Source organism: Novosphingobium beihaiense, from assembly GCF_022832375.1.
GTDB lineage: Bacteria > Pseudomonadota > Alphaproteobacteria > Sphingomonadales > Sphingomonadaceae > Novosphingobium > Novosphingobium beihaiensis.
On record NZ_JALHLG010000005.1, the window covers coordinates 278,429 to 292,806 of the forward strand.

Sequence of the window (14,378 nt, forward strand, 5' to 3'; positions counted from 1 at the left end):
AGAAGGGGGGCGCTGACTTAAAGGTGAACCGGTTTACAGGTTCCTGTTCATAATTCTGTTATTTTGTCTGAATGATGCGGGCGTGCGCCCGGCGCAGCGGGGCCGGACGCACGCCGCTTTCATCAGCGCGTCAGCTTCTTGTAGGCCAGCGCGGTAGGACGGTCGGCGGCATCGCCCAGACGGCGGCGCTTGTCCTCTTCGTAGGCTTCGAAGTTGCCTTCGAACCATTCGACGTGGCTGTTGCCTTCGAAAGCGAGGATGTGCGTGGCCAGACGGTCGAGGAAGAAGCGGTCGTGCGAGATCACCACGGCGCAGCCCGCGAAGTTCTCGATCGCTTCTTCCAGCGCGCCCAGCGTTTCCACGTCGAGGTCGTTGGTCGGTTCGTCCAGCAGCAGCACATTGCCGCCCTGCTTGAGCATCTTGGCGAGGTGCACGCGGTTGCGTTCACCGCCCGAGAGCTTGCCGACGTTCTTCTGCTGGTCCTGACCCTTGAAGTTGAAGGCGCCGACATAGGCGCGCGTCGACATGTCGTGGCCGTTGACCTTCATGTAATCGAGCCCGTCGGAGATTTCCTCCCAGACGTTGTGCTTGTCGTCGAGGTGATCGCGGTTCTGGTCGACATAGCCCAGATGCACGGTCTGGCCGATCTCGATCGTGCCGGTATCGGGCTGTTCCTGCCCGGTCAGCATCTTGAACAGCGTGGATTTACCCGCGCCGTTCGGGCCGATCACGCCGACGATGCCGCCCGGCGGCAGGATGAACGAAAGGTCCTCGAACAGCAGCTTGTCGCCAAAGGCCTTGGAAATGCCCTTGGCCTCGATAACCTTGCCGCCCAGGCGCTCGGGCACCTGGATGACGATCTGGGCCTTGCCCGGCGTGCGGGTTTCCTGCGCGTTCTGCAGTTCCTCGAACTTGCGGATACGGGCCTTGGACTTGGTCTGGCGGCCTTTGACGCCGGCGCGGATCCACTCCAGCTCGTCCTTGATCGCCTTCTGGCGGCCGCTCGCCTCGCGGTCTTCCTGCTCAAGGCGCTTGGCCTTCTTTTCGAGGTAGGTCGAGTAGTTGCCCTCGTAAGGGAAGTACTTTCCGCGGTCGAGTTCGAGGATCCAGCCCACCACATTGTCGAGGAAGTAGCGGTCGTGGGTGATCATCAGCACGGCGCCGTGGTATTCGGCGAGGTGATGTTCCAGCCAGTCCACGGACTCCGCGTCGAGGTGGTTGGTCGGTTCGTCCAGCAGCAGGATGTCGGGCTTCTGGATCAGCAGGCGGGTGAGGGCGATGCGGCGCTTCTCACCGCCCGAGAGGCTTTCCACCGGCCAGTCCGACGGCGGGCAGCGCAGCGCTTCCATCGCCACTTCGAGCTGGTTGTCGAGCGTCCAGCCGTCGACCGCGTCGATCTTGTCCTGCAGCTCGCCCATTTCGGCCATGAGCGCATCGAAATCGCAGTCTTCCGGCGGATCGCCCATGATCATGGAGATCTCGTTGAAGCGGTCGATCATGTCCGCCGTCTCGCGCGCGCCGTCCTTGACGTTTTCGAGCACGGTCTTGGTGGGATCGAGCTGCGGTTCCTGCGGCAGGTAGCCGACCGAAATGTTCTCGCCCGGCCAGGCTTCGCCGGTGAAATCGGTATCGATGCCGCCCATGATCTTCATCAGGGTGGACTTGCCGGCGCCGTTCGGGCCGACGATGCCGATCTTGGCGCCCTGATAGAACTGCAGGTTGATGTCGGAAAGCACCGGCTTCTGGGCGCCGGGGAAAGTCTTGGTCATGCCCTTCATGACATAGGCGTATTGCGCGGCCATCGGGTTCCTCTGGATGTGATCTGGCGTGTTGGGATAGCTTGCGCGCCGCTCTACAGGGCAGGGCGGGGATTGCCAAGGGCGGCGGAGGGAAGTCCGGCAGGGTTATGACACTAGGACCGGTTTAAGGATTCCATGATCTGTCGGCGCCATAAGGTTCGCTGGATTCCAGGGCCAGGCAGAAGAGTGCATGAAGGGTATCGTTTTCACGGAATTTCTGGAGCATGTGGAGAGCGCGTTCGGTGTCGATGTGCTTGAAGACATGATCGAGAGAAGCGAGGTTCCCAGCGGCGGCGCCTATACCTCGGTCGGTACTTACGACCATGCCGAGATGGGGGCGCTGATCGCGGCATTGTCGTCGCTTACGCAGACGCCTGCTGCTGACCTCGTTCACCGCTTCGGCATTTCGCTGGGAACAGGTTTTTCCGGGAAATTCGAAAGCTTTTTCCAGGAGAAAGCTAATCTGTTCGATTTCCTGGAGAGTGTCGAAAGCCACATCCACGTGGAGGTCAAGAAGCTCTATCCCGATGCGGAGCTTCCCAGTCTTGTCATGGTTGAACGCTCACCGGAGGCTGCACGCCTGCGGTACAGGAGCCCGCGGAACCTCGACGAGCTGGCGGCAGGGCTGATCGTGTCTTCTGCCGCTTACTACAACGACAGCGTGACGGTTACTCGCGAACCTGGCGAGGACACCGATGGCCCGTTCGTGGATATCGTTGTCATCCGGCAGCCGCAGAACTGAGTCCGGGGCTGCGGGAATGTCAGCGGAACAGGCCAAGCACCTGGAGCGGATGGAACGGCGGGTGGAGCGCGAACGCAAGGCGCGCAAATCCGCCGAAGATCTGCTGGAAAAGAAGAGCCTTGAGCTGTTTGCCGCCAATCAGGAATTGTCGGCCCTGAATGCGACGCTGGAAGCCCGGGTTCTGAGGCGCACCACGGAACTGGAAGCCGAGCGGGAGCGCGCCGTCGAACTGGCGGAAAAGGACTATCTGACGCAACTGGCCAATCGCTTGCTGTTTTCGCGCAAGATCGATGTGGCCGTTGAGGCGTGCCGGCGCGGAGAAGAGGTGTGTACCCTGATCCTGGTCGATCTCGATGATTTCAAGGTGATCAACGATACCTTCGGCCACATGGCTGGAGACACTGTGCTGAAGACCATCGCGCAGCGGCTTCAAGCTCATGTGGAGGCGCCCGGCCTGGCTGCGCGCCTGGGCGGCGACGAATTCGCGGTTCTGTTGCGCGGTGAACAGGATAGTACTGCTATTGAACGGCTGGCCCGGCAGCTTGTGGAAGCCGCGCAGGCGCCAATCCCGTTCGGCGATCAGCAGTTGTTCAGCGGAGCCTCCGCAGGCATCGCCAGTTGCCCCCGCGATGCCTCGACCGCCAAGGAGCTTTTTACCTTCGCGGACTTCGCCTTGTACGAGGCAAAGGCGAGAGGGCGGGGGCATGCCGTGTCTTTCGAAACGCGGATGGCCAGCGATTACAAGCGGCGGCGCGAACTGGGCGGAGATCTGGAGGCGGTCCTCCAGGAAAACGGAACCGATGTCTTCTTCCAGCCCATCGTCGATCTGGAGACGCGCGCGGTCTGCGGGGCCGAGGCCCTGTTGCGCTGGTGCCATCCCCGGCTGGGCTGGATAAACCCGATCGATATCCTGAGCGTGGCGAAAGACCGCAACCTGCTTTCGCACCTGACGTGCCAGATCATCAGAACCAGTCTGAAAAAGGCGGGGCCGCTGCTGCGAAGCGGCGAACTGGCATGGGTTTCCATCAACCTGGCGGATCACGATCTGCGGGACAAGCAACTGGCCGGCTTCATCCTTGCCTGTTGCAACGAAGCGGGGATCAGGCCCGATCAACTCAAGCTCGAACTGACCGAACATACGCTTGTGGTAGACATGAGTGTCACACGCAGAGTGATGAAGCGTCTGAATGACTGGGGTGTGCAGTTCGCCGTCGACGATTTCGGAACGGGGTATTCAAACCTGCTGACGCTGAACCGTTTGCCGTTTCATACGCTCAAGATCGATCAGACGTTTGTGGCGGACTTGTTCGAAAGCGATGAATCGCAAACGATCGTCAAGGCCATGATCGATCTGGCCCATTCGCTCAAGCTGGATGTGATCGCTGAAGGTGTAGAGACGATACAGCAAAGCGAAGTTCTGCGCGCTCTGGGGTGCGATTTCGGTCAGGGCTATCTTTTCGGCCGCCCGGACAGTCTGATCCAACCGCCCGGCCAATCTTCGTTCGAAGCAGGGGGCGGAGCCGGAAAGCGCTCCGCATCCGGGGGGCAGCTTTAACTCCCTGCCGTGTCTGCATTGCCCGTTGGCAAGCCCGCTTCTGCGCGCTACCCATCCCGTCCATGGTTCGCACATCCTCCCATGCGGCGCTGCTCGCCGCCATCGCCACACTTCCCTTCACCGCCACCATGGCCACCGCTACGCCCCAGCAGGGCAGCGGGGTTGCCTGGGATATTGTCGAAGGTCTGACGACTGAGATCGGGCCGCGCATCGCCGGGTCCGATGCGGAAGCGCGGGCGCGCGCCTGGGCAGAGTCGAAGCTCAAGGCGCTGGGCTTCAGCAATGTGAAGATCGAGCCGTTTCGCACCAACGCCTGGCAGCGCGGGCCGGAACATGCGCGGCTGACGGCGCCGTACCCGCAGCCGCTGGCGATTACCGCACTTGGCTTTTCAGTGCCCACGCCCGCCGGAGGACTGAAGGCGGAGATGGTCTATTTCCCGACGCTTGCCGCGCTGGAGGCCGTGCCGGACGGATCGCTCAAGGGCAAGATTGCATTCGTCGATCATGCCATGCGCCGCACGCAGGATGGTTCCGGCTATGGCCCATACGGCAATGTGCGGCGGAAGGGCCCCTCGATCGCCTCGCAGAAGGGGGCGGCTGGCATCGTCATCCGCTCGGCAGGGACGGACAGCAATCGCGATCCGCATACCGGCTCCACCGTATGGGCCAAGGGCGTGACGCCGATCCCGGCAGGTGCGGTTTCCAATCCCGATGCCGACCTGATCGCCCGCATCGCGGAGCGTCAGGCCGCAGGCAAGGCAGGGCCGATGCAGATCGACATGACGCTGCTGGGCAAGCCGTTCCCCAGCGCGCCTTCGGGTAATGTCGTGGCGGAGCTTCCGGGGCGCGACCCCTCGCTGCCGATCGTGCTGGCCGCATGCCATCTCGATTCGTGGGATCTCGGCACGGGTGCGATCGACGATGCGTCTGGCTGCGGCATCATCACGGCGGCCGCACTGGCCGCGCAGAAGGGCGGCAAGCCCCTGCGCACGATCCGCGTGCTCTGGTCGGGCAATGAGGAAATGGGTATGGGCGACGGCGGCGGTGCGCACTATGCCGAAGTTCACGGCAAGGAGCCGCACGCGGTTGCGATGGAAAGCGATTTCGGCGCGGATCGCGTGTGGCAGGTGAAGAACAACTTCGCGCCTGCGGACAAGGCGCTGGCGGACAAGATCGACGCCGCGCTCTGGCCGATGGGGATCGTTCCGCACCGCGGGCCAGTCGAAGGCGGGGCCGATGTCAGCGCGATCATCCGTCAGCAGAATCTGGCGGTGGTCGATCTCGGCCAGGACGGCACGCACTATTTCGATCTGCACCACACGCCTGACGATACGCTCGACAAGGTCGATCCGGCGGCGCTGCAGCAGAATGTCGATGCCTGGACTAAGGTGTTCCAGGTGATCGCCAACGAGCCGGGCAAGATCGCCAAGGGCGTCAATGGCGAGGACTGATCCCGAAACAGGCAACCCGCGGCCCCTGTGCAATGGGGCTGGCGGGTTCCTGAAAGCTCCCGAGCCTAGCCCCTTTCGGCGATCCGTTCCGCCACGGCCACCAGCCGCTTCGCCTGTTCGAGGTGGAGTAGTTCGGCCATTTTGCCCTCAACCCGGATTGCGCCCTTACCCTGGTTTTCCGGCTGCCCGAACGCCTCGATTACGGCGCGGGCCCAGGCCAGATCCGCTTCGCCCGGGCTGAACACTGCATTGCAAGGTTCGACTTGCGCGGGATGGATCAGGCTTTTGCCGTCGAAGCCGAACATCAGGCCTTGCCGGGCCTCGGCCTCGAACACATCCAGATCGCGGAATTCGTTACATACGCCGTCAAGGATGGTGACGCCGTGCGCGCGGGCGGCCGCGACGGCCATCGAGAGAAAGGGCAGGAAGGGGGTACGGCACGGCGTCAGCTGCGCGCGCATTTCCTTGGCCAGATCGTTGGTGCCCATGATCCACAGCGAGAGGCGCGAGGCCGGGGCCATCGCCGCGATTTCCTTGAGGTTGAACACCGCCTCGCAAGTTTCGATCATGGCCCATAGCTGCATCGTGGAAGGGGCCTTTTCCAGCGCTTCCTCATAGCGGCCGATGTCTTGGGTGCAGCTGACCTTGGGCACCAGCACCGCGTCGGCCCTGGAGCCGGCGATGGCAGCCAGATCGTCCGCCCCCCATTCGGTGTCGATGCCATTGGCGCGGATCGCCACTTCGCGGTGGCCGAAGCCGCCTTCTTCCACGGCAGCAATAGCGGCCGTGCGGGCTTCTGCCTTCATCGCGGGTGCGACGGCATCCTCAAGATCGAGCACGACGACATCGCAGGGCAGCGTGCGGGCCTTGGCAATCGCCTTGGCATTGGACGCTGGCAGGTAGAGCGCGCTGCGGCGGGGGCGTTCGGGAGCGGCGGGCGCAATCGGCGCAATCGGCATGGGGCACATCCTTTCGGGTTTGTGTCCCCTTGGCGTGGCGGCCACAGCCGGGTCAAGCGCGGGACAGGCTTCTCTTTCAGAAAGGAAACCTGCCTTGGCTTCAAACTGTTAGCCTGAGAGATCGCGGGAATAGTTCCAAACTGGTGTAAATTCTCGCCGATGCGGCTTCGAGTTGTTATTGCAATCGTTTGCATCTTGCATTATTACATGAGTCATCGAGCACGGAGGTCTTTGACAAGATTTCAGGCCGCCGCTGTTCTTCTCTCTCTACGATCCCTTCGGGTCGCACCTTATCGCCCTCGCGCCGTTCTGGCTCCTCCGGAACTTGCGGGGGCGATGTTTATCGTAGCAGGGGGCTCAGCCGAGAGTGGCGAGAATGCGCTCGCTTTCGGCCCAGAGACGTTTCGCGGCCTCGTCGTCGCGGGCCTGTGGGGCAGGTTCCGCTTCGGCGAGGTCGTGAAAATAGCGGCCGCCGCCACATCCCAGATCAGGAGCGGTAGCCATCCACACGATGGTTCGGGCAGGGGATTCGGGCGGGATGCAGGGCGCCGCAGCCATGTGAGAGCGCAACGTCTCGTCGCCATGACTGGCAAAGTTCGTTCCGACACGGCCCGGATGCATGGCATGGGCGACAATGCCCTTTCCGGCGAGCTTGCGGTCGAGCTCGCGGGTGAACAGCAGATTCGCCAGCTTCGCCTGGCAATAGGCGGCCGTTGCGGCAAAATCGCCGAACATCATCAGATCGTCCCAGTTCATTGCCGGGCAGCCCATGTGGCCGCTGGAGGATACCGCGATTACGCGCACAGAGCCTTTGGGGGAATCTTGCGCGGCCTGTTCCAGCAGGGGCAGAAGCTCGCGCGTCAGCAGGAACGGGGCCAGGTGATTGGCCGCGAATGTCGCCTCCAGTCCCTCGGACGTGCGGTAGAGGCTGTCGCGCACGCCGCCTGCATTGTTGATCAGCACATGCACGCGGCTGGTCAGGCCGGAGATTTCCCGGGCCACGCGCCGTACATCGGCCATTTCGGAAAAGTCGCCGCGCAGGAAATCGATCCGCGCGCCTTTCGCCGCGACGGCGCGGATTTCTTCTTCGGCATCGGCGCAGCGTTCCGGAGTGCGGCCTGTGCCGATCACGTGCCAGCCCATGTGGGCGAAAGCCTCGGCAGTGGCCTTGCCGATGCCGGAACTGGCGCCGGTAATCACGACGGAGCGCGGGGATGCGGGCAGGGGTGCAGTCTGCGTCATTGTCCTCTCCTCGATCGGGTTCGTGTTGCCTTCGTCCGATACGGTCCGGCGCGCCTTTCATGATCGAAGCCTTGCGCCGTTCGTCAGCGCATCTACCGCGAAATGGCACCCGCAGTCGATATCTTCCGGGGCGAGTGCGTTTCCGGACGGGATGAACCGCATGAGGGCTTTGCGCCGCGCCCGCGCAGACCGGGCGATTCCATCGCCCGCGCGAAAAGGATTCGCCGTGAAAGCGCCACGGGCGGCTGCCTCTTGCCTGCGCGAACCTTTGCGCTAGGCATCTGGAGGTAACAACCGGCGCCACGGATGCGCGAAACGCGTGTGCCCGTGCCAGCCGGCCGATGGAGGATCCAGAATACCATGGCCGTTGAAATCCTGCTCCCGAAGATCGGTTTCTCGATGCAAGAGGGCCAGATCGCCGAATGGCTCGTCAAGGACGGCGATCAGGTAACCGAAGGCCAGCCGCTGTTCTCGCTTGAGGCCGACAAGTCGACCAACGAAGTTGAGGCTCCGGCTTCCGGCACGCTCAAGATCGCCGCGCAGACCGGCGAAACCTACGAAGTCGGCACCGTGCTCGGCTATATCGAGTAAGAACCTGACGTAACTGTCCATACCGGCTGGACAATCCCGTTCAGCCGGTACAGGTTGCGGTTATGCGCAAACTGTTGATCCCGATCGCCGCGCTTTCCGCGCTTTTCCTTCCTGCGGCCGCTTTCGCGGACCTGCCTGTCGGGACCAAGGCCCCGATGTTCCGCACGTCCGTGGCACTGGGGGGCAAGACCATGCGCTTTAGCCTGCGCCAGAACCTGCGGCAGGGCCCGGTGGTCGTGTACTTTTTTCCGAAGGCCTTTACGGCAGGCTGCACGGCAGAAGCCCACGCCTTTGCTGAAGCCACGGCCGATTTCGCGGCGATGGGCGCAACGGTAGTCGGTCTGTCAGCGGACGATCTGCCGACCTTGCGGAAATTCTCCACCGAGGAATGCCGCGACAAGTTCGCCGTAGGGGTTGCCTCGCCACAGATCATCAAGGGCTTCGATGTGGCGCTGTCGCGGCCGGGCTTGTCCACGGCCATGACCAAGCGCACCAGCTATGTGATCGCGCAGGATGGCACAATCACCATGGTCCATTCCGACATGGACTATCGCGACCATATGAAGCTCACGCTGGCGGCAGTGAAGAAACTCGCGGCCAAGCGCTGACATCACGCTGCACTTGAAACGCACCGCCCTTGCCGGGTAAGGGCGTCGCTTTCCGCACGGACCTTGTTCGCGTGCCCATCCATCGGGTGCCGGGCAGGGCCGCTGCTGCTTCACTGGAGTTCCTATCATGCGTGCCGAAGGGCAGGCCCATATTGACCGCATCGAAAAGGCCCTCGCGCTCGTCCGCAAATCGCTGGACTGGGAGCGCGCGCTGCGCCGTTTCGACGAGCTGAACGCGCGCGTCGAGGACCCCACGCTCTGGGACAAGCCGAAGGAAGCCGAAGCGGTCATGCGCGAACGGCGGCGGCTGGAAGCCTCGATCGGGGCGGTCAACGATATCAGCGCTGAAATGGCCGATGCCGTCGAGTTCGTCGAACTGGGCGAGATGGAAGAGGACGAGGCCACTATCAACGAGGGGCTCGAAACCCTGGCCGCGCTGGCGGAACGGGCCGACCGCGACAAGGTGCAGGCGCTGCTGTCGGGCGAGGCCGATGCCAACGATACCTACCTGGAAGTCCACGCGGGCGCGGGCGGCACCGAGAGTCAGGACTGGGCTGAGATGCTCCAGCGCATGTATACCCGCTGGGGTGAGCGCAAGGGCTACAAGGTCGAGCTGGTGGAATACCACGCCGGTGAGGCTGCGGGCATCAAGAGCTGCACGCTGCTGATCAAGGGCGAGAACGCCTATGGCTGGGCGAAGACCGAAAGCGGCGTGCACCGGCTGGTGCGCATCAGCCCCTATGACAGCTCGGCGCGCCGCCACACCAGTTTCTCGTCGGTCTGGGTCTATCCGGTGATCGACGATACCTTTGAGATCGACATCAATCCGGCCGATCTGAAGATCGATACCTATCGCGCTTCGGGCGCGGGCGGGCAGCACGTCAACACGACGGACTCGGCCGTGCGTATCACCCACCAGCCTTCGGGCATCGTGGTGGCCAGCCAGATCGACCGATCGCAGCACAAGAACCGCGAAATTGCCATGGGCATGCTCAAATCGCGCATGTTCGAAGAGGAAATGCGCAAGCGCGAGGAAGCCGCCAGCGCCGAACATGCCAGCAAGAGCGATATTGGCTGGGGCCACCAGATCCGCTCCTACGTGCTGCAGCCCTACCAGCAGGTGAAGGACTTGCGCACGGGCGTCGTCTCGACGGCGCCGGACGATGTGCTGGACGGCGAACTCGATCCGTTCATGGCCGCCGCGCTTTCGCAGCGGGTGACAGGTGAGAAGGTCGAGGTCGAAGACGTCGATTGAGGCTTGTCTGCCCGCCCCCGTTTGCGGGGGACAGGGTGATCCGGAATTTTGCCAAGTGCAGGGTGAAGCGCTAAAGGGCCGCATGTTCGCGCACCGCGCCTTAGTTCCCGTTGTTCTGATGCTGGCGCTTTGCGCCTGTGAGCAACGCGTGGCCGACGATGGCCGCGCGCCGGGCGCGCGCGACTTTCCGGCGGCGGACCGGCCGTTCTCCCAGGTGACCGGTGCATCGTTCGGAACCGAAGAGGATCGCGACCGTCTGGGCGAAGGCAAGGCGGTGATGGACCTTGCCGGTATCGAGCCGGGGATGACCGTCGCCGATATCGGTGCGGGCGGCGGCTACTATACCGTGCGCCTTTCCGCTCAGGTCGGCCCCAAAGGCCGGGTGCTGGCCGAGGATATCGATCCGCAGGTGACCGAAGCGCTCGGCACGCGGGTGATGCGCGAAGGGCTGGAAAACGTCTCGATCAAACTCGGCACCGGCGCCGATCCCAGTCTGCCGCCCCGAAGTTTCGATCGCATCTTCATGGTGCACATGTATCATGAGGTGGCAGAGCCCTATGCCTTCCTGTGGCGGCTGCGCCCGGCGCTGCGCCCTGACGGCAAGGTGATCGTGGTTGAAAGTGACCGCGCGACGGGTGCGCACGGCATTCCGCCTGCACTTCTCTTCTGCGAAATGGCTTCGGTGGGCTTTCGTTTGACGGAATTTGTCCGTAAGCCGGAGTTGCAGGGCTATTATGCGCAATTCGAAGCCGTGGGTACGCGGCCGGCGCCGGAAAAGATTACACCCTGCCGTGTGCCGGGGGGCACGCGAGCGGATTGACATTCACAGGCTGCGGCTGAGGGCAGGGCCAGGGGAAAGACGAAAGACATTATGAGTTTCAAGGGTCTCAAGCCGATTGTCTATGGCGGACGCGAAGTCTGGCCGTTGATCGAGGGCGGCAAGGGCGTGGCCGCGACCAACCACATGAGCTCCGGCGCCTGGGCCGCGGCCGGGGGAATCGGTACGGTCAGCGCGGTCAATGCCGACAGCTACGATGCCGAAGGCAAGATCATTCCACAGGTCTATAACGCACTGACCCGCAAGGAACGCCACGAGGAACTGATCCGCTACGCCATCGATGGCGCGGTGGAACAGGTGCGCCGCGCCTATGACATCGCGAGCGGAAAAGGCGCGATCAACATCAACGTCCTGTGGGAAATGGGCGGCGCCCAGCAAGTGCTGGAAGGCGTGCTGGAAAAGACCAGAGGCCTCGTCACCGGTGTTACCTGCGGTGCGGGCATGCCCTACAAGCTTTCCGAGATCGCCGCGCGGTTCAATGTGAACTACCTGCCGATCGTCAGCTCGGGCCGAGCCTTCCGTGCGCTGTGGAAGCGGGCCTATCACAAGGTTTCGGACCTCATGGCTGCGGTGGTCTATGAAGATCCCTGGCTGGCGGGCGGCCACAACGGCTTGTCCAACGCGGAAGATCCGCTCAAGCCGGAAGATCCCTATCCGCGCGTCAAGGCGCTGCGCGATGTGATGCGCAAGGAAGGCATTTCCGACGATGTGCCGATCATCATGGCGGGCGGCGTGTGGTATCTGCGCGACTGGAACGACTGGATCGACAATCCCGAACTGGGCAACATCGCTTTCCAGTTCGGTACCCGGCCGCTGCTGACGCACGAAAGCCCGATTCCGCAGGCGTGGAAGGACCACTTGCGCACGCTGGAGCCGGGCGACGTGCTGCTGCACCGTTTCTCGCCGACGGGCTTCTATTCCTCGGCCGTGCGCAACCCGTTCCTGCGCAATCTGGAAGCGCGCTCCGACCGCCAGATTCCCTATTCCAAGGTTGAGGCGGGCGAGCATACCGTGCGGCTCGACGTCGGGGTGAAGGGCAAGAACTTCTGGGTCGCGCCCAAGGATCTGGATCGTGCCCGCGCATGGTCGGCGCAAGGGTTTACCGATGGCCTGCGCACGCCCGACGATACGATTATCTTCGTCTCGCCCGAGGAACGCGATCTTATCCGTCAGGATCAGGCCGACTGCATGGGCTGCCTGTCACACTGCGGCTTCTCGTCGTGGAAGGACCATGACGATTACACCACCGGCCGTCTGGCAGACCCGCGCAGCTTCTGCATCCAGAAGACGCTGCAGGACATCGCCCACGGCGGCCCGGTCGATCAGAACCTGATGTTTGCAGGCCACGCGGCCTTCAAGTTCAAGCAGGACCCGTTCTATTCCAACGGCTTCACGCCAACGGTCAAGGAACTGGTGGACCGCATCCTGACGGGCGACTGATCGCCCCGGTTCGGACGAGAGTTCAGGCGGCCGGTTCGGGATTGCCCGGACCGGCCGTTTTGTTTGTGCCTGCTGCGTCTTCGCGCGGATCGGGGCCGTAGCGGTTCGCGCTCTTGCTGCCGGGCGCGATCAACAGGGTGATGTAAAGCCATGCGAAGGGCAGGAAGAACAGCCAGTCGACGTAGGAAAGCGGGCTCTCGATCATGGCGCGGGCTTCCCAGCCGCCAAGACGCAGTGCGAGATCGAGGCCAAGGTTTCTGGCCACAACGAGGCCGAGCAATGCCGTCCATTTCCCGCTTTGCCCGAAGTCGTGCAGGCGGCGCGCGGAAAGCGCGAAGAGGGGGATGATCGGGAGATAGGACGTGGCAAAGCGTACCCAGCCAAGCGCATCATCTGCAAGGAACAGGCCGCCCAGTCCGGCCAGAATCGAAAACAGCAGCTGCGAGCCGACGATATAGATGATGATCTCGGTGCGCCGAGCGCGGCCAGCCGCCGTGAACGAACGTTTGATAGCCTGGCCGAAGAGCGGGAGTTCGCCTCTCATGGAGCGATCTCCCGCTGCTGCGGGCCGCTTGTCAATCGAATTCCCAGGCGCGTTCACCGTGGCTGGTGATGTCGAGCCCTTCGCGCTCGGCATCCTCGGACACGCGCATCGGGAAGACCAGGGAGGCCATCAGCGCCAGGATCACGGTCATGATCACGGACCAGATGATGGTCACGCCCACGCCGATCAATTGCGCGGCTGTCTGCGCCACCATGTTCATGCCTTCGCTGTAGCCGACGCCGCCCAGGCTTTCGGACATGAACAGGCCCAGCAACACCGATCCGAGCATGCCGCCGACACCGTGCACCGCGAAAACGTCGAGCGAATCGTCGATCTGCAGTTTCTGCTTCACCAGCTGGATCGCGAAATAGCACACCACCGCGCCCGCCGCGCCGAACAGGATCGCGGCGCCGGGTGAGATATAGCCTGCCGCCGGTGTCACCGTGGCGAGCCCCGCAATCGCGCCGGTGGCAAAGCCGATGCCGGTGGGTTTACCAACCGTGAGGCGTTCCACCCCCAGCCAGACCATGGCTGCGGTGGCCGCGGCCACATGGGTGGCGATGATCGCGGCGGCGGCATCATCATTGGCGGCAAGGGCGGAGCCGCCGTTGAAGCCGAACCAGCCCGCCCACAGCAAGCCCGCGCCCGCCATCGTCAGCGCGGGGCTGTGCGGCAGCATCAGCGTTTGCGGAAAACCCTTACGCTTGCCCAGCATAACGGCAGCGACCAGCGCCGAAACGCCCGCCGTCGTGTGAATGACGATACCGCCCGCCCAGTCGAGCGTGCCGACACTGGCGGAAAGCCAGCCGCCCCCCCAGATCCAGTGCGCCACGGGGGCATAGACCACCAGGCTCCACAAGGAGCAGAACGCCACGACCCAGCCGAATCTCGCACGGTCCACCCAGGCGCCGATCATCAGCGCGGGCGTGATCGCGGCGAAGGTCATCTGGAACAGCGCGAAGGCGCTTTCGGGCACGGATGTGCCTTCGCGCACGTTGCCCAGTGAAACCAGCATCCAGGCATTGCCGCTGCCCAGCCAGCCATTGGTGACGTTACCGAAGCTCAGCGTATAGCCGGCGACGACCCACAGGATCGAAGCCATGGCCGCTACCGCGCCGCACTGAATCAGCACCGACAGGAAATTCCTGGTGCGTACCAGCCCGCCGTAGAACAGCGAAAGGCCGGGCAGGGCCATCAGCATGACGAACGCGGAACTGGCGAGCAGCCAGGCCGTATCGCCGCTGTTGGCCACGTCGATCCGGCCGTCCTGTGCGAAAGCCGCGCCCGGCATGAGAGCCCATGCGGCGGCAAGTGGCAGCAAACGCTGCTTGGTCATTCGATGTCCCCCTTTCAG

The 14,378-nt window shown here is 63.3% G+C and carries 13 protein-coding genes; 8 read left to right on the forward strand and 5 right to left on the reverse strand.

Annotated features, from left to right (window positions below; translation table 11 throughout):
- Positions 1-122 precede the first annotated feature (122 nt).
- Entirely contained in the window at positions 123-1,802 is a 1,680-nt protein-coding gene (gene ettA, locus MTR66_RS04930) for an energy-dependent translational throttle protein EttA (RefSeq protein ID WP_243918402.1), read from the reverse strand.
- Between the two features lie 187 nt (positions 1,803-1,989).
- Between ettA and MTR66_RS04935 the strand changes: the two genes are divergently transcribed.
- The 3 genes from MTR66_RS04935 (at position 1,990) to MTR66_RS04945 (ending at position 5,547) form a co-directional block, all read left to right on the forward strand.
- Complete coding sequence (locus MTR66_RS04935) at positions 1,990-2,541, forward strand: heme NO-binding domain-containing protein (RefSeq protein WP_243918403.1); 552 nt, start codon at positions 1,990-1,992, stop codon at positions 2,539-2,541.
- Between the two features lie 16 nt (positions 2,542-2,557).
- Positions 2,558-4,096 (forward strand): putative bifunctional diguanylate cyclase/phosphodiesterase, encoded by a 1,539-nt coding sequence (locus tag MTR66_RS04940; protein ID WP_243918404.1) that lies wholly within the window; start codon positions 2,558-2,560, stop codon positions 4,094-4,096.
- 62 nt (positions 4,097-4,158) lie between these two features.
- On the forward strand, positions 4,159-5,547 hold the full coding sequence (locus tag MTR66_RS04945) for a M28 family peptidase (protein ID WP_243918405.1): 1,389 nt from the start codon (positions 4,159-4,161) through the stop codon (positions 5,545-5,547).
- Between the two features lie 65 nt (positions 5,548-5,612).
- Here the strand turns inward: MTR66_RS04945 and MTR66_RS04950 are convergent, their stop codons facing one another.
- Together MTR66_RS04950 and MTR66_RS04955 are read right to left on the reverse strand one after the other, a co-directional pair.
- Positions 5,613-6,506, reverse strand: a complete 894-nt coding sequence (locus tag MTR66_RS04950) for an HpcH/HpaI aldolase/citrate lyase family protein (RefSeq protein WP_243918406.1) — start codon at positions 6,504-6,506, stop codon at positions 5,613-5,615.
- 357 nt (positions 6,507-6,863) lie between these two features.
- Complete coding sequence (locus MTR66_RS04955) at positions 6,864-7,748, reverse strand: SDR family NAD(P)-dependent oxidoreductase (protein ID WP_243918407.1); 885 nt, start codon at positions 7,746-7,748, stop codon at positions 6,864-6,866.
- A 360-nt stretch (positions 7,749-8,108) separates the two neighbouring features.
- Here MTR66_RS04955 and MTR66_RS04960 point away from each other — a divergent pair, with 360 nt between their 5' ends.
- The 5 genes from MTR66_RS04960 (at position 8,109) to MTR66_RS04980 (ending at position 12,480) form a co-directional block, all read left to right on the forward strand.
- A complete protein-coding gene (locus MTR66_RS04960; protein WP_243918409.1) occupies positions 8,109-8,339 on the forward strand; it encodes a biotin/lipoyl-containing protein in 231 nt (76 codons plus the stop codon).
- Positions 8,340-8,401: 62 nt separating this feature from the next.
- Positions 8,402-8,947, forward strand: coding sequence for a peroxiredoxin (locus MTR66_RS04965; RefSeq protein ID WP_243918411.1), 546 nt, complete (start codon positions 8,402-8,404; stop codon positions 8,945-8,947).
- A 127-nt stretch (positions 8,948-9,074) separates the two neighbouring features.
- Positions 9,075-10,202: a peptide chain release factor 2 gene (gene prfB, locus MTR66_RS04970; protein ID WP_243918413.1), complete on the forward strand. Its 1,128-nt coding sequence runs from the start codon at positions 9,075-9,077 to the stop codon at positions 10,200-10,202.
- An 82-nt stretch (positions 10,203-10,284) separates the two neighbouring features.
- On the forward strand, positions 10,285-11,022 hold the full coding sequence (locus MTR66_RS04975; RefSeq protein ID WP_243918414.1) for a class I SAM-dependent methyltransferase: 738 nt from the start codon (positions 10,285-10,287) through the stop codon (positions 11,020-11,022).
- 51 nt (positions 11,023-11,073) lie between these two features.
- Positions 11,074-12,480: an NAD(P)H-dependent flavin oxidoreductase gene (locus tag MTR66_RS04980; protein WP_243918415.1), complete on the forward strand. Its 1,407-nt coding sequence runs from the start codon at positions 11,074-11,076 to the stop codon at positions 12,478-12,480.
- 22 nt (positions 12,481-12,502) lie between these two features.
- Here the strand turns inward: MTR66_RS04980 and MTR66_RS04985 are convergent, their stop codons facing one another.
- Positions 12,503-13,024 carry a DUF805 domain-containing protein gene (locus MTR66_RS04985; RefSeq protein WP_243918416.1) on the reverse strand — a complete coding sequence of 174 codons (522 nt, stop codon included), beginning with the start codon at positions 13,022-13,024 and terminating at the stop codon, positions 12,503-12,505.
- A 31-nt stretch (positions 13,025-13,055) separates the two neighbouring features.
- Positions 13,056-14,360, reverse strand: a complete 1,305-nt coding sequence (locus MTR66_RS04990; RefSeq protein WP_243918417.1) for an ammonium transporter — start codon at positions 14,358-14,360, stop codon at positions 13,056-13,058.
- Positions 14,361-14,378: the final 18 nt, after the last annotated feature.